At 30.2% G+C, this 16,880-nt stretch carries 13 protein-coding genes; 3 read left to right on the top strand and 10 right to left on the bottom strand.

Annotated elements, in window-relative coordinates; all coding sequences use genetic code 11:
• Positions 1 to 6 precede the first annotated feature (6 nt).
• Entirely contained in the window at positions 7 to 693 is a 687-nt protein-coding gene (locus U8307_RS07495; protein WP_326906600.1) for a response regulator, read from the bottom strand.
• A gap of 169 nt (positions 694 to 862) precedes the next feature.
• On the opposite strand from U8307_RS07495, the gene U8307_RS07490 reads away from it, so the two are divergent.
• The gene (locus U8307_RS07490; RefSeq protein ID WP_326906598.1) at positions 863 to 2,032 is read left to right on the top strand and encodes a S8 family peptidase; all 1,170 of its coding nucleotides are present in this window, start codon (positions 863 to 865) and stop codon (positions 2,030 to 2,032) included.
• Between the two features lie 75 nt (positions 2,033 to 2,107).
• Here U8307_RS07490 and U8307_RS07485 read toward each other — a convergent pair whose 3' ends face one another.
• The 7 genes from U8307_RS07485 to U8307_RS07455 all read right to left on the bottom strand — a co-directional run bounded on the left by U8307_RS07485 (position 2,108) and on the right by U8307_RS07455 (position 9,188).
• Positions 2,108 to 3,001 (bottom strand): sensor domain-containing diguanylate cyclase, encoded by an 894-nt coding sequence (locus U8307_RS07485; RefSeq protein WP_326906596.1) that lies wholly within the window; start codon positions 2,999 to 3,001, stop codon positions 2,108 to 2,110.
• Between the two features lie 29 nt (positions 3,002 to 3,030).
• Positions 3,031 to 3,678, bottom strand: coding sequence for a regulatory protein RecX (locus tag U8307_RS07480; RefSeq protein WP_326906594.1), 648 nt, complete (start codon positions 3,676 to 3,678; stop codon positions 3,031 to 3,033).
• 137 nt (positions 3,679 to 3,815) lie between these two features.
• Complete coding sequence (gene secF / locus U8307_RS07475; RefSeq protein ID WP_326906592.1) at positions 3,816 to 4,727, bottom strand: protein translocase subunit SecF; 912 nt, start codon at positions 4,725 to 4,727, stop codon at positions 3,816 to 3,818.
• Positions 4,727 to 5,992, bottom strand: coding sequence for a protein translocase subunit SecD (secD, locus tag U8307_RS07470; protein ID WP_326906590.1), 1,266 nt, complete (start codon positions 5,990 to 5,992; stop codon positions 4,727 to 4,729). The genes secF and secD overlap by 1 nt, the downstream gene beginning before the upstream one ends.
• 43 nt (positions 5,993 to 6,035) lie before the next feature.
• On the bottom strand, positions 6,036 to 6,158 hold the full coding sequence (locus tag U8307_RS07465; RefSeq protein ID WP_326906588.1) for a hypothetical protein: 123 nt from the start codon (positions 6,156 to 6,158) through the stop codon (positions 6,036 to 6,038).
• Between the two features lie 12 nt (positions 6,159 to 6,170).
• The gene (locus U8307_RS07460; RefSeq protein ID WP_326906587.1) at positions 6,171 to 7,307 is read right to left on the bottom strand and encodes a sodium ion-translocating decarboxylase subunit beta; all 1,137 of its coding nucleotides are present in this window, start codon (positions 7,305 to 7,307) and stop codon (positions 6,171 to 6,173) included.
• A 21-nt stretch (positions 7,308 to 7,328) separates the two neighbouring features.
• Positions 7,329 to 9,188, bottom strand: a complete 1,860-nt coding sequence (locus U8307_RS07455) for a DNA topoisomerase 3 (RefSeq protein ID WP_326906585.1) — start codon at positions 9,186 to 9,188, stop codon at positions 7,329 to 7,331.
• A 141-nt stretch (positions 9,189 to 9,329) separates the two neighbouring features.
• On the opposite strand from U8307_RS07455, the gene U8307_RS07450 reads away from it, so the two are divergent.
• The gene (locus tag U8307_RS07450) at positions 9,330 to 10,394 is read left to right on the top strand and encodes a hypothetical protein (RefSeq protein WP_326906583.1); all 1,065 of its coding nucleotides are present in this window, start codon (positions 9,330 to 9,332) and stop codon (positions 10,392 to 10,394) included.
• Between the two features lie 17 nt (positions 10,395 to 10,411).
• Positions 10,412 to 11,782, top strand: a complete 1,371-nt coding sequence (locus U8307_RS07445) for a hypothetical protein (protein WP_326906581.1) — start codon at positions 10,412 to 10,414, stop codon at positions 11,780 to 11,782.
• 47 nt (positions 11,783 to 11,829) lie between these two features.
• Here U8307_RS07445 and uvrA read toward each other — a convergent pair whose 3' ends face one another.
• Both uvrA and uvrB read right to left on the bottom strand, forming a co-directional pair.
• On the bottom strand, positions 11,830 to 14,640 hold the full coding sequence (gene uvrA, locus U8307_RS07440) for an excinuclease ABC subunit UvrA (RefSeq protein ID WP_326906579.1): 2,811 nt from the start codon (positions 14,638 to 14,640) through the stop codon (positions 11,830 to 11,832).
• Between the two features lie 66 nt (positions 14,641 to 14,706).
• Complete coding sequence (gene uvrB, locus U8307_RS07435) at positions 14,707 to 16,668, bottom strand: excinuclease ABC subunit UvrB (RefSeq protein WP_326906577.1); 1,962 nt, start codon at positions 16,666 to 16,668, stop codon at positions 14,707 to 14,709.
• Positions 16,669 to 16,880: the final 212 nt, after the last annotated feature.

Raw genomic sequence — 16,880 nt, 5'->3', positions numbered from 1 at the left:
TGCTCCCTATCTACTCTTGAAGTAATATCCCATTCCTCTTTTAGTGATTATATATTTATCTTCATTTGTTTCAATCTTTTCTCTAAGTCTTCTTACGGTTACATCTACTGTTCTCAAATCACCGAATTCATAACCCCATACTTCCTTTAATAAATGCTCTCTGTTAAAAACCCTATCAGAATTCTGGAATAGATATTTTAGTAAGTCAAATTCTCTATTAGTCAAATCAATAATTTTACCTTCCTTACTGACTTCATAAGTATTCATGTCAATTGTAAGATTACCAGCATTCACAATTTTTGACTTCATTTCTTCTTTTACTGTCGAAAGTTTAACTCTTCTTAGATTAGCTTTTACTCTTGCAACTACTTCTTTGTTACTGAAAGGTTTCGTAATGTAATCGTCTGCTCCAAGCTCTAATCCTGTTATTTTATCATTTTCTTCTTCCTTCGCAGTTAACATGATAACAGGCATTACATATTCCATACGAATTTCTTTAAGAATTTCAAATCCATTTTTTTTAGGTAGCATAATGTCAAGTATCACTAAATCTGGTTTCATTTTATGAACTTTCTTTATAGCTTCATCACCATCATTTGCAGTTTCTACTTCGTAACCTTCTTCTTTTTGCAAATTATATCTAATAATCTCAGCTATTGGTCTTTCATCGTCTACGACTAATATTTTCGGCATTTATTTCACCTCTATTTTTACAGTTGATATAGAAATTTATAAACAATCAATTTTTTATTGTTTCTCTATATCTTAACTATTATTTAATCATTTATATTATACCATGTTTTTTAAAAATGAACACCATCTTTATTTAAAAGCATAAATTAATTTAGGAAGGTGATTAAAAATGAAAAATCATATATATAGTGAAAAACTTTGTCCAATTGTTCAAGGAAAAATAAATTCTAAGGATAAGGACATTATACCAATAATTATCAGCTATAAGAATAACAAAAAAATAGCAGAGGGTAAAATTTCTTCATTATCTAACAAATTCAATTATGAACTTCCTATTGTTAATGGTTGTGCTTGCGATATGAATACTGAGTCGATTATTGAATTTATGAAAGATCCGGATATTGAATATATAAGTTATGATGCGAGAGTGTTTGCAGTTATGGACATTGCAAGGAAAGCAATAGGCGCAGATAGAATTCTAAATACTAACTATACTGGAAAAGGTGTAACTGTCGCCATAATAGATACTGGTGTTTCTCCTCATATGGATTTAGTTTATCCAAAAAATAGAATTGTTGGATTCAAGGATTTTATAAATAATGAAACTAATCCCTATGACGACAACGGTCATGGCACTCATTGTGCAGGAATTCTAGGTGGAAATGGCTATGCATCAAAAGGAAAATACAAGGGTATCGCTCCAGAATCTAATATTTTGTCTATTAAGGTATTAGATGAGACTGGAAATGGAAGAACTTCAGATATATTATCAACTGTACAATGGATTATCGATACAAAGGAGGTTTACAAAACTAGAATTGTTAATTATTCGTTAGGTGCTATTGCTCAGTATAGAGAAAGACGTGACCCTTTGGTAAAAGCTGCAAATCGTGCCATTGATAATGGCATGATAGTAATTGCTGCTGTTGGAAACAGCGGACCCATGAGAAATACAATTTTATCACCAGCAACGAGTAGATATGTAATTTCTGTAGGAGCTATAAATGACAATAGAACACCTGAAACAAATGATGATTTTATAGCTGACTTTTCCAGTAGAGGACCTACAATTGACAGAGTTAGAAAGCCAGATTTAATTGCTCCTGGTGTTGATATTATGTCATTGTCCCATAAAAATTTAACAAGTTATACTACGCTAAGCGGAACTTCTATGTCTGCACCGATGATTTCTGGAGCTGCAGCATTATTATTAAATGAAAATCCAAATTATTCTCACTTCGATATTAAGAGAAAACTAATGAATGCATGTTCAAGAATAAAAGCTTCATCCTACGATCAAGGAGCTGGAATTTTGGATTTAAGTAAAATTTTTTCATGAATGTTGAAAATTAAGGGGTGCGCAATGCGCACCCTCAAGATGACAAAAAAGCGATCCATACTGCAAAAACGCATCTTATGAAATTATAGTTCCTTTTCCTATAGACATTGCTTTATCAATATTTGATTCAATCTTTTCAAGTAATTCTTCTTCGCTTTCACCATGATATTCAATTAAAGTACCACAAACACTAACTTCTATACCATCTAAATTAGCAGAGTGCCTTTTTATATCTTGTTTTAATCTTTCAACCATGATTTTTGCAATTTCTGCATCCATACTATTCAAAAGCAATATAAATTTGTCATTTCCATATCTGCCAACTACATCAATTTTTCTAGCCAATGAACTAATTGTGTTAGCTACATTTTGCAAAACTGCATCACCGTTTTTAATACCATACTTTTTATTAATTCCTTTAAAGTTATCAATATCAATTAATAAAACACAAAAATTTATACCTTCTTCTTTATAGCTTTCTATACTATTATATATACTATCAGTTACAAATTGAAAATTATACAATTTAGTCAACATATCAATATTAGCTTTGGATTTTAGCTCATCTTCAAGGTGTTTTATTTGTCTGTCTCTTTCTAATAATTTTCTTTTTATGTCTTTTTTTTCTGTAACATCTTGTATAGTTATAAAAAAACACTCTTCCTTATAACCAAAAATATTAAATTTCAAATACTTTTCAAAAGCATCAACATATTGTTCTATTACTTTATGTTCACTTGTCATTGCTGCTTCGCTTAATATTTTAGGCCAGTGAAAAATCGAATTAGAAAGCTTAGGTATTACATCTGTCAAATTTTTATTTATTATTTCGCTTGATGATACACCCATTGTATTTTGTATTTGCTTATTGGCAAACAGAACCTTTAAGTCAATTTCACCCATATTATCTTTCTGCACTATTTTACATTTAATTACTACATCTGATATATAATTAAAATAATCAATCACAAAATCACCGCTTTCTATTAAATTTATATTTAATCATCAAATCCATTATACTCTTCCTTTAACAATTCTGAAACTACCTTTTTAACAGTGTCATATTCAAACCCTTTATTTATGAGAAAATTATACAATTTTATTCTCTTCTTCTGAGAATCTAGCTTAGATAAACTTTTAAGTTTTTTTTCTGCTAATTCATATGATCTTTTAAATTCATCTTCAGAAGATATTAAAATTAATTTTTCATCTATTATTTGTTTATCTATACCTTTGTTATAAAGTGCTTCCCTTATTTTTAGCTTTCCATATTTAGAAAAATTTAATTTATCAAGTATAAATCTTTCACTGTAATCACTATCATCTATGTATTTATTTTGTTTTAGTTTATCTATTGTAAAATCTATATACTCATTTTCATATCCTTTTTGTGACATTTTTAATCTAAGTTCCTTTTCGCTTTTAGCTCTTCTTGATAATATTGATATCGCATAGTTATATGCTTTATTTTTATCTTCTGCTATTAGTATTTCAGATATGAATTCGTCATCTAACTCCATATTTTTAGATAAGGAATATTTAATCATAATGTTTAAATCTAATCCAAATCCAAATTCATCATTTAAATAAATATTAACTCTATCTTTATTATTTTTTTGATATTCTATTTTTGTTATTTTTTTCATAAATACCCTTAAATTCTTATGAATTTTATATATTATTATTTTATCATAATTGTCATATTATATCAACTTTTGTCGTACTTTAATTCAAAGAAAAACACCTAATAATTTTAGGTGTTTTATATACTAACCTATGGTATCTAAACGGCTTTCTTCTTTTGCCACATAATCATCATAGGGCCTGCTAAACATATAGTAGAGTAACAACCGCTAATGAGACCTACCATCATTGGAAGAGCAAATGATGTTATTGACTCTATATTATACAAATATGCAAAAATGTACACAATTCCAACGCTTGCTACAGTTGTAACAGTAGTATTAATTGTACGAGACAATGTTTCATTAATACTATTATTTACTAAATTTTCATAAGATACTTTTTTGTATTTAGGTAGATTTTTGTTTTCTCTAATCCTATCATAAATAACTATTGTATCATTTATTGAATAACCAATTATAGTTAACGTTACAGCTATAAAAGAATCATTTATTGGTATTTTAAATAGTATAAAAGAGAAAAATACTATAGAAACATCATGTGCCAATGCAATAAGAGCTATTACTCCTGCTGATAACCCTGATATTTTCTTGAATCTAAATCTTACATATAAAATAATAAAAACTGCAGATAAGGCAATTGCTATTAATCCATTTATCAAAAATCTTTTTCCTATGAAAGGCTCAACCATGTTAGATTCAGATAACTGCAAATTTAATTCTGAAAATTCAGTTTTAAGAATATTATCTAATTCTTGTTGTTCGCTTGAATCTAATCCACTATTTCCTGCTAAGTTCAACACTAATTTCTTGCCTTCAGTTGCCATATCCTCAATTACTTGAACTTCAGTGTTTCTATTTAATACTGAAGAAGCTTTATCAGCGACCTCATTAGTATCTATATCACCAATAAAGGAGTATTTAATTATTGCTCCACCTTTAAATTGTATAGATAAATCTATGCCATTTATAAGTACCGATATAATACCAAGCATAATAATAAAAGTAGATATTGCAAAAAATATTTTTCTTTTTTTATAGAAATCAAACATTAGATAGCCTCCTTATACTTTATACCATATAGGGATTTTTTTCTAAACACTTTATTTAAACTTAAAGAAATAGTCATGATTCTTGATATTACAACTCCCGATATAAAGTTAAGAACACAACCTACCATAAGTGTATAAGCGAAGGAAAGCATAGAACCTGTTCCAAATATCATCAAAATTATTGCTATGACTATACTAGTTAAGTTTCCATCAAAAACTGCAGAAAAAGCCTTTTTATAACCAGATTCTATGGAACCATCTAAAGTTTTACCAATTCTCAACTCTTCCATAACTCTTTCTGAAATAATAACATTAGCATCTACTCCTAATCCTATAGATAGTATAATACCTGCTATACCTGGTAATGTAAGTGTTATCTGTGGTATTGATAGTGCTAACATTTGAACGGATATTTGCAATATTAGTGCAAAGCAAGCTACAAAACCTAGCAATCTGTAATAAACAAGCATAAATACACACACTAATGCAAAAGCAATAATTCCAGCCTTTACCATAACTTCTAAAGCACCAAAACCAAGTGTAGGTGAAATTGAACTATGGTTTTTCGATATAAGTGAAAATGGTAAAGCTCCTGCACTAATTTTATCCGATAATTCTACAGCATATTCCATACTTTCCATATTTGTAATAATAGATTTTCCATCTGTTATCTTATTCTTTACAAAAGGAGAAGATAACAATGTTTCATCCATATAAATTGATATTCGTTGGTCAATCAATTTTTCTGTAGCATCTGCAAATAATTTTGTTCCTTCTTCGTTAAATACTAATGTTACTACCGGTCGGTTTATTTGCTTATCAATTTCTACTTCACTTTCTATTACATCTTTACCCTCAATTAGTATATTCCCTTCTGGATCTCTAAAGGTAAGTTTTGCTGTTTCTCCAAGTTCTGATATTGCTTCTTCTGGATTAAAATCAGCTTCTCCTGACTTCCAAGGAAATCTAATTAAAATTTGACCATTGTTTTTATCTATAGTTATTTCTCTATCTAAAATATTTTGTGAATCTAATCTTGTTTCCATAATTAACTTAGCTGATTCTAGTTCACTATCTGTTGGTTCCCTATCAAGGTCTTTAGGTTCGTATATTGCTTCAACACCACCTCTAATATCAATTCCAAATCTTATGTCTTGAATACTTTTAATTTGTATTGGTCCAGCTTTAATGCCAAAAAAAGCTACTAAACCAACACATATAATTAAAAGTATTACAATAAAATACATGTTTTTATTAATTCTCAAAATATTTATCCTCCCAATTAATATTGTTTACATACTGTCTTATTTATTTTGAACTTGTTAATTTTAACATTATATTAACTGATATATATATTACTATTATAACGACAAAAATTGCAAGCATACCCATTCCCATTAGTTTTATTGAATTTAGTACATTTTGCTCCATTATACTTCCTCCTTACATTAAGCCAGGTACAAGACCTATTATAACTCCTCCGGCTATAACAGATGCTATTTGTCCTGATACATTTGCACCTACTGCATGCATTAATAAATGATTTTGCGAATCTGCTTCAATTCCCATTTTTTGTATTACTCTTGATGACATCGGAAATGCAGAAATTCCAGCAGCTCCAACCATAGGATTGATTTTATCTTTAAGAAACAAATTTAAAAACTTCGCGAATAATGCACCTGCTATCGTATCAAAAACAAATGCCAATAATCCAAGTCCCATTATTAACAGTGTATTAAAGGATATAAATGTTTCAGCTTTCATACTTGCTGAAATTGTTATTCCTAACAATAAAGTAATTAAGTTAACAAGATCCTTTTGAGCCGTTTCAGACAATGACCTTAACACACCACATTCTCTAATTAAATTTCCAAACATTAAAAAACCAACTAAAGATATTGATGCCGGTGCAACAAGTCCAGCTATTATAGTTACTACAACAGGAAATAAAAGCCTTGTCATTCTAGAAACACTTTTAGGGTTATAAGACATTCTTATTTTTCTATCCTTTTCAGTTGTACATATTTTAATAGCAAATGGTTGAATTATAGGAACCAATGCCATATATGAATATGCTGCAACAGCTATAGGACCAATATAATTGCTTTTTAATACTTGTGATACTAATATGGACGTTGGCCCGTCTGCTGCACCAATAATTCCTATTGATGCTGCATCATTTAAAGTGAATCCTAATAATGCAGCAACTAAAACTGTAGCAAATATACCAAATTGTGCTGCTGCTCCAAATAATAAAAGCCTTGGATTAGATAATAATGGTCCAAAGTCTATCATTGCTCCAATTCCTATAAAAAGTAAAAGAGGCATCATTTCTGAAGCTTCAATTCCTACTTCAAATAGCCAATCAATTATTCCTTGAACTTCTCCAATACCTGGTAAATTTTGATTTAGTACTCCAGACATTGGAATATTTACTAGTATTGCTCCAAAACCCATCGGTAATAGTAATGATGGCTCTAATTCTTTTGCTATGGCTAGATATATAAGTGCACCTCCTATTATCCACATTAAAATCTGTTGCCATGTAATTTGTATTATACCTTCGATTAAAAAATCCATAAATTTCTCCTTAAATTGTTGTCAATTATTTTTTGCTTTATTGTTTGGTTTTTTTCTTTTTTTTATATCCTCAAATCTCACATTTCTTATTGTACTCCTTTTTCCCTCTTTTACAATCTCTGCTACATATTTTTTTATATCATATATGAAGTCTCGTGGTAAAGACTCTTTTTTAGCGATTTTTCCTAGTTTACTTTCCCATTCACCTGTTAAATCTGGTTTTTTTAATTTTTCATGAACTATTTCTATTAATTGTATTCCATTTTGTGTAGGTATTAGGTTTTTTTTATTTCTTTTTATATATCCTACTGAAATGAGTTTTTCTATTATACCTGCTCTTGTAGCAGGGGTACCTAAACCTATAGCCTTCATTTCCTCTCTAAGTTTTTCATCTTCTATTTGTTTTCCTGCTGTTTCCATAGCTGTTAATAAAGTTGCTTCTGTATATAGTTTAGGTGGTGATGTCTTTTTTGTACGAACTATAATTTCTTTTGGTGTTATTTTATCATCAACTTTAATATTTGCAGTTATTTCTTTATCATCAGTATTTTGTTTTACTTTACCAAGTATTATATCTTCTATTTCTTTCCAACCTGGTATAACTATTTTTTTCCCTCTTGCTTTAAATTTTTCATTTTCTATTTTCAATTCAATATTTGTTTGATCGTATTCCTGCTTTTTATCGAGAACAGAAATGAACCTTGCAACGATTAATCTTAATATATTTTTTTCTCTTTCTGATAGTCTTATTGATTTTACATTTCTAATATTTGGAGTAACTATTATTGCATGATGGTCTGATACTTTTGAATCATTAATAACTCTTTTATCTGCATTTATCTTTTGATTTATAATTTTATCCACACAATATTCGGAGCCTTCCCAACCATCCTTAATATTCAATAATAAACCTTTCAATTTATTTTTCATATCTTTTGTTAAATATCTCGAATCAGTTCTAGGGTATGTTGTAAGTTTATATTTTTCATATAAATTTTGTGCAGCTTCTAGTGTTTGTTCTGCTGAATATCCAAATTTTTTATTACCATCCCTTTGAAGTTCAGTTAAATCGTATAGCAATGGTCTTTCAACAGTTGCTCTCTTAGTTTTAATTTTAGTTATAGTTCCTTCTTTATTTTGACACTTGTCAGCTATTTCATTAGCAATTGATAATTCTTTTATCCTTGTACCATTTTTATTAAACCATGTTGCTGTAAACATTTCACAATCTGCTTCTATTTCATAAAAAGGTTCAGATACAAAATTATCAATTTCTTTTTGTCTTGATACAATTAAGGATAAAGTTGGAGTCTGAACTCTTCCAATAGTTAACATTTGATTGTATTTAACTGTAAAAAGCCTTGTAGCGTTAATTCCTACAAGCCAATCTGCCTCTGAACGTGATCTTGCTGATTGATAAAGACTGAAAAAATCTTTATTGTCTCTTAAGTTATCAAAACCCTCTTGTATTGCTTCATCAGTCATACTGCTTATCCAAAGGCGTTTAACTGGTTTTTTACAACCTGAATTAATATAAACATACCCAAAAATAAGCTGACCTTCTCTTCCAGCATCTGTAGCACATATTATTTCTTCAATTCTTTCATCATTCATAAGATTTTTTACTATTTCATATTGTTTTGAAGTTGATGGATTGACTGCGTATTTAAATTTACGTGGAAATATTGGCAAATCCCTCATATTCCATCTTTTATATGCCGGATTATACTCTTCGGGATAAGCGAGCTGAATCAAATGTCCAATACACCATGTTATTATGTATTTTTGACCTTCTATATAGCCGTCCTTGGAATTTCTAATTTTTAAAACCCTAGCAATGTCTTTTGCCACTGAGGGTTTTTCTGCTACTATTAATTTCATATTAACCTTCCTAGTAGTTTTTTGCCAATTGTTATTATAACACATAAGGTTAGGTTTGTCTTTATCCAGAAATAATTTCTTTGAACAATACTCAATGTTTTTCATATAATGCATAAATACTAACTTTAGGGGGTAGTTTGTTTGAAAGAAAAACATTTTTTTGCTGGCAATAACACTTCAAAGGGTTTTTTTAGTTATTTTGATAATTCAATTAACCCTTCAGAATTAAATCGTATTTATATTTTAAAGGGGGGACCTGGTGTAGGAAAAAGCTCTTTTATGAAAAAATTTTGTAACAGAATGAAAGAAAAAGATTTTTCTATTGAATATATTCATTGTTCCAGCGATAATAACAGTCTTGACGGAGTAATTATTCCTGAAATAAAAATTGCCTTTGTTGATGGAACTGCACCTCATACAATTGATCCAAAAATTCCAGGAGTAGTTGATGAGATAGTTAATCTTGGTGCATATCTTGATAATAATCAACTAAAAAAACACAAAAGTCAAATAATCCAAATAAATGAGGCCAAATCTCAACTCTATAAAAGCGCTTATAGATATTTAAAATCTGCAGGAATTGTATTTGAAGAAATTAATTCAATTTATGATAAGTTTACAGATAAAGAAAAATTTGAAAGTGTATGTAACGAAGCAATAAAAAAAATATATCCTAATGACTTACATGATATAAAGCATAGCAAAATTAAAAAATCATTTTCGGAATCATATACAGCAAATGGATATATTAAACACACAAATTCATTATGTCAAGGAAAAAAAATTTTAGCAATCATAGGCGAAAATTCTAACTATACTTCTAAATTGTTAGATAAAATACTGGTTGAAGGCATAAGAAAAGGTTACGATGTAGAATGCTTTTATAGACCATTAAATCCTGAAAAACTTCAGCACTTATTAATTCCTGAATTAAATCTTATGGTTATAAGTACAGAAGAAATACTAAATGAAAACTATGATGAAATAATAAATTTACATGAAATTATGGACGTTAAAAAAATGCAAAATCACATTTCCGAAATTGAAAATAATTTACAAATATTTGATTTGTTAATAAAAAACGCATTGAATAAACTTTCTGAGACAAAAAAACAACATGAACTTTTAGAAATCTTTTATATTAACTCCATGGATTTCAAAAGCGTTGATAAATGTTTAGAAAATATTCTAACTTTATATTTATAATTTAAGGAGGTATCTTTATGATTTTAACTTCCATGCACTATATGTACATTGTCATGGTTGTAGTTATTCTTGCTATCATGTTAATGAAAAAGGATATTGTTATCCCATGTATTATTGGTATATTTGCAATGGGATATCTTAATTCAGGTAATATCATTTCTGCTGTTCAAGCGATTTTTAATACAATTATTTTTTCTGGTAATGAGTTTTGGAGTATTATCGTTATAATTTCACTTGTAGTTGCAATGTCTAAATCATTACAAGAAATAGGCGCTGATATTTTAATTATGTCTCCTATTAAAAAAATAATGGTTAATAGCACCTGGGCTTTTTTTGGAATTGGTTTAACTATGATGATAATTTCTTGGCTTGTATGGCCAAGTCCTGCCGTACCCCTTGTAGGAGCTGTTTTGCTTCCTGCAGCTTTAAAAGCTAAGTTGCCTGCCATATATGCAGCCGTTGCAATGAATTTATTTGGTCATGGTATTGCACTTTCAAGTGATTTTTTCATTCAGGGAGCACCTGCTATAACTGCAGCTGGAGCAGGTATAGAGGTTAACGAAGTCATAGCTGCATCAATACCTTTATGGTTTACCATGTCTTTAGTTACGGTAATAGTCGCCTTTATTTTAATGAAAAAAGATTTAAAGAAAAATTCTTTGTTATATTTACAATCTGCTGAAATCTCTCCAAATCTAATAATTAAAGAAAAAAGCAAAACAGCTAAACCTATAGCGATTATGACATTATTAGCTTTTGCAATAGATATAATTGCTATGGTTAAATTGAATTTAGCTGGTGGAGATGCTACTGCATTAGTTGGTGGTACAGCTATTGTTATAATGATTATAGCTTCATTGACAAGCTTTAATATTAAGGATGCTTTTGACAAAGTTGTTGATTATTTAAAAGAAGGTTTTGGATTTGGTATTACAGTATTTGCTCCTGTAATATTTATTGGAGGGTTTTTCTTCCTTGGTAATCAAAGTGGTGCTTTAGCAGTATTTGGAGAAGATGCACCTGGTATTTTAAATGATATTAGTATTTTCTTATCTGAAAAAATACAAATGACTAAGTTCTCCACAATATTAACTCAAGCTTCTGTTGCTATTATAACAGGTCTTGATGGTTCAGGTTTCTCAGGACTTCCTATAGTGGGTTCACTTGCATACACGTTCTCAAATTTTATAGATATAAACAAAGCCGGATTAGCGGCCTTAGGTCAAATAATTACTGTATGGGTAGATGGTGGAACAATAATCCCATGGGCAGTTATTCCAGTAGCAGCTATATGTAAAGTAAGTCCTTCTGATTTAGCAAGAAAAAATTTAATTCCTGTTTTATGCGGAATTGCTGCTACAATTGTAGTTGCTATTATTATTTTATAAGTATAAATAAAAGATAAAGAACGCATTCAAAATGCGCCCTTTATCTTTTATTTCAACATTTTCTTTAAATATTGTCCTGTATATGATTTTTTTACTTTTGCAACTTGCTCTGGATTGCCTTCTGCCACGATGGCTCCTCCACCGTCTCCACCTTCAGGACCTAAGTCAATAATATAATCTGCCGTCTTAATTACATCTAAGTTGTGCTCTATAACTACTATTGAATTACCTTGTTCAACAAGCTTGTTAAGAACATCGATGAGCATGTGTATATCAGCCATATGAAGACCTGTTGTTGGCTCATCAAGCACATACAACGTCTTGCCTGTTCCTCTTTTGCTAAGCTCATATGCAAGCTTCACACGCTGTGCTTCTCCACCAGATAATTCCGGAGATGGTTGCCCAAGTTTGATATAGCCAAGACCTACATCTTGAAGTGTCTTAATTTTATTGTAAATTTTAGGGATATTTTCAAAGAATTCTATAGCTTCATCTATTGTCATATCCAATATATCGGATATGTTTTTTCCCTTATACTTTACTTCTAAGGTTTCTCTGTTGTATCTTTTACCCTTGCACACTTCACATGGAACATATACGTCTGGAAGAAAGTGCATTTCTATTTTTAAAATACCATCACCACGACATGCTTCACATCTTCCACCTTTTATATTAAAACTAAACCTACCTTTTTTATACCCTCTCTCCTTAGCTTCGTTAGTCATTGCATATAAATCTCTTATATAATCAAAAACTCCAGTATATGTTGCTGGATTTGACCTCGGTGTTCTCCCAATTGGTGATTGGTCAATAGTGATTATCTTATCTATATTTTCTACACCAAGCATTTTATCATATTTTCCGGGACGATTAGTATTTCTAAATAATTTTTGATGTAATCCTTTAGACAAAATTTCATTTATTAATGAACTTTTTCCTGAACCAGAAACACCTGTCACACAGCACATTAAACCTAATGGTATTTTAACGTTGAGGTTTTTTAAATTATTTTCTTTAGCTCCCTTAATTTCTATAAACTTTTCTGGCTTTCTTCTTGTTTCAGGAACTTCAATTTTTTTCTTACCACTTAAATATTGACCAGTAATTGAATTTTCATTATTCTTAATATCATTTAAAGTACCAAATCCAATAACTTCTCCCCCATTAACTCCAGCTCCTGGACCAATGTCTAATATATAGTCTGCACTTTCCATAGTTTCTTCATCATGTTCTACAACTATAAGCGTGTTTCCTAAATCTGTTAAATTTCTAAGTGTTTTTATCAACATGCTATTATCTCTTTGATGAAGTCCTATACTTGGTTCATCTAATACATACAAAACACCTACAAGACTCGATCCAATTTGAGTTGCCAATCTAATACGTTGAGATTCTCCTCCTGATAATGTGCTTGCTTTTCTTTCAAGAGTTAAATATTTAAGTCCAACATCTGATAAAAATTGGAGTCTTGATTTGATTTCTTTAATTATTTGACTACCAATAACCATATTCAAAGGACTTAGTTCCAATTCATTAAAGAATTTTAAGCTATCTAAAACAGAAAGTTTAGTTATATCATATATATTTTTATTATCTATCTTTACAGCCAAACTTATTGGATTTAATCTTGCGCCATGACATTCAGGACATGGGCTTTCATACATATAACCTTCTATCCATTCCCTCATATCTGGAGATTTTGTTTCCATATACCTTCTTTGAAGGTTGTTTACAACTCCCTCAAACTCTCTAGTGTATTCTTTTGGACCTTGAAACTTACTGTTAAATTCTACAGTAATCTCTCTCCCCTTTGTTCCATAAAGAATCTCATCTATATATTCCTTAGGAGCTTCCGAAAGAGGTTTTGATATATCAAATTTGTAATGTTTAGCTATAGCTTTAAAAATTTGATAATAGTAGCCATCTTCTTCTGCTCCAAAAGGTACAATTGCTCTCTCTCCTATAGACTTTGTATAATCTGGAATTATTAAATCAGTTTCTATTTCTCTTTTAACGCCAAGACCATTGCATGTAGGGCATGCTCCCATAGGGTTATTAAATGAAAACATCCTAGGAGAAATTTCTCCGAAACCTATACCACAATCAGTGCAAGCAAATTTTGTACTCATTAATAGTTCTTCCATACCCATAACATCAATAAGCACCATACCATTTGAAAGTTGAAGAGCTGTTTCAACTGAATCAACTAACCTTTTTTGCACTCCTTCTTTAACTATAAGTCTATCAACAACAACTTCAATGCTATGTTTCTTGTTTTTCTCAAGATTTATTTCTTCTTCTAAGTCTAAAATCTCTCCATCAACTCTTACTCTTACATAACCTTCTTTTTTTATATTTTCAAGAAGCCTTTTATGTGTTCCCTTTGCTCTTTTTACCATAGGTGCTAAAATTTGAATTTTTGTTCTTTCTTCATATTCTAATACCTTGTCTGTAATTTGATCTATCGTTTGAGTTGTTATTGGCTTTCCACAGTTAGGACAATGGGGGGTTCCTACTCTTGCAAACAAAAGTCTATAGTAATCAAAAATTTCTGTAACAGTTCCCACTGTAGAACGTGGGTTTTTGTTAGTGGTTTTTTGGTCTATAGATATTGCTGGCGATAAACCTTCAATTGATTCCACATCAGGCTTATCCATCTGTCCTAAAAACATTCTAGCATATGAGGAAAGACTTTCTACATATCGTCTTTGCCCTTCTGCATATATAGTATCAAAAGCAAGGGATGTTTTTCCTGAACCGCTAACTCCTGTAAAAACAATAAGTTTATCTCTTGGCAATTCAACGTTAATATTCTTAAGATTATTCGCCTTTGCTCCTCTTATTACGATTTTATCCATTTGTTATCCTTTCAATTTTGGTCTTAAATATAGTTTCACAATTCATTCATCTATTTGCTTATTCTCTTAGGACATACTTAGTTCCTTTATTTCATCTCTTATTTTGGCTGCTTTTTCAAATTCCAAGTTTTCTGCAGCTATTTTCATTTCTTTTTCAAGTTCTATGATGTAAGCTTCCATATCAAGGATTTTTGTACGTTTTGATGTGTATTTTTCTTCATTTTCAGCCACCTTAGTCGCTTCAATTACAGCCCGAACGCTTTTTACTATTGTTGTAGGTGTAATATTATGATCCTTGTTATATTTATCTTGAATTTCTCTTCTTCTATTCGTTTCTTTTATTGCTCTTTCCATTGATCCTGTTATTTTATCAGCATACATAATAACTCTGCCATCTACATTTCGTGCAGCTCTTCCTACTGTTTGTATAAGTGAAGTTTCCGAACGAAGAAATCCTTCCTTATCTGCATCAAGTATTGCTACAAGAGAAACCTCCGGTAAATCTAGTCCTTCTCTTAAAAGATTGATTCCTACAAGGACATCGAACTCTCCCGTCCGTAGATCTCTTATTATTTCTAATCTCTCCAATGTGTCGATGTCAGAATGCAAATATCTAACACGTATTCCTGTATTCTTAAAATAAAATGTCAAATCTTCAGCCATTTTTTTAGTGAGTGTCGTTACCAACACTCTTTGATTTTTGCTTGTTGAAATACGTATTTCTTTTAATAAATCATCTATTTGATTTTCAACAGGCCTTACAAAAATAGGTGGGTCTATCAAACCCGTTGGACGTATAATTTGTTCTATAACATTTTGTGAATGCTCAGCTTCATATGGTCCAGGAGTTGCACTTACAAATACCACCTGATTTATAATTTTTTCAAACTCCTCAAACTTCAAAGGTCTGTTATCTAAAGCAGATGGTAAACGAAAACCATAATCAACTAATGTAGTTTTTCTTGCTCTGTCTCCATTGTACATTCCTCTTACCTGTGGTAATGTAACATGTGATTCATCGACAATCATAAGAAAATCCTTTGGAAGATAGTCTAACAATGTAAATGGCCTTGTTCCTGGCTTTAAATTATTTATATGTCGAGAATAATTTTCAATACCATTGCAATATCCCATTTCTTGAAGCATTTCTATATCATAATTTGTTCTTTGTTCTAATCTTTGATATTCAAGTAGCTTATTTTCGCTTTCAAGATATTTTAATCTTTCTTGAAGTTCATCCTTTATACTAACTACTGCTCTTTTTACATTTTCTTCTGTAGTTGCATAGTGAGTTGCTGGGAAAATGGATATATGATTTCTTCTTCCCAGAATTTCTCCTGTAACTGTGTTTATTTCAGTTATTCTATCTATCTCATCGCCAAAAAACTCTATTCTAACAGCATTTTCTGAGGATGATGCTGGAAAAATCTCTAAAGTATCTCCTCTTACTCGAAAAGTACCCCTAGTAAAACTTATATCATTTCTTTTATATTGTATCTCAATTAACTTCTTTATTGCATCATCTCTATCCTTTTGCATCCCTGGACGTAATGATATAACAAGATTCTCATAATCAATAGGACTACCTAGTCCATATATACATGAAACACTGGCAACTATAATTACATCTTTTCTTTCAAATAAAGATGCAGTTGCTGAGTGTCTAAGCTTATCAATTTCATCATTTATTGAAGCATCTTTTTCTATAAATGTATCACTGCTTGGCACATATGCTTCAGGCTGATAATAATCGTAGTAGCTAACAAAGTATTCGACTGCATTATCGGGGAAAAATTCCTTGAATTCTGAACATAACTGAGCTGCCAATGTTTTATTATGGGCTAAAACAAGTGTAGGTTTTTGTACCTTCTCGATAATATTTGCCATAGTAAAAGTTTTTCCTGAGCCTGTAACACCTAATAATGTTTGATATTTTAAATTTTTATTCAATCCCTCTGCAATTTTTTTAATTGCTTTTGGTTGGTCTCCAGTAGGTTTATAATCTGATTTTATTTTAAATTCAGCCATATTTTCTCCTCTAAACGTATGTTCGTATACATTATATATCTTTGTATTTATAAAGTCAAGATATACAATTTCTCATTAAAAAGATTTGCTTCGCAAGGACGTTCCGTCCTTCCTAGTTTTTTATTATATAGGAAAGGAGAACTTTCCTATATAATAAAAAAAAGTTCCAACCTAAGTTGAAACTTAATTTATTTATTTTCTATACTCTCATA

Source organism: Sedimentibacter sp. MB31-C6 (assembly GCF_035934735.1).
Classification (GTDB): Bacteria; Bacillota; Clostridia; order Tissierellales; family Sedimentibacteraceae; genus Sedimentibacter.
The sequence above is the reverse complement of the archived record's forward strand: the minus strand, read 5'-3'. Positions and strand labels throughout refer to the sequence as shown.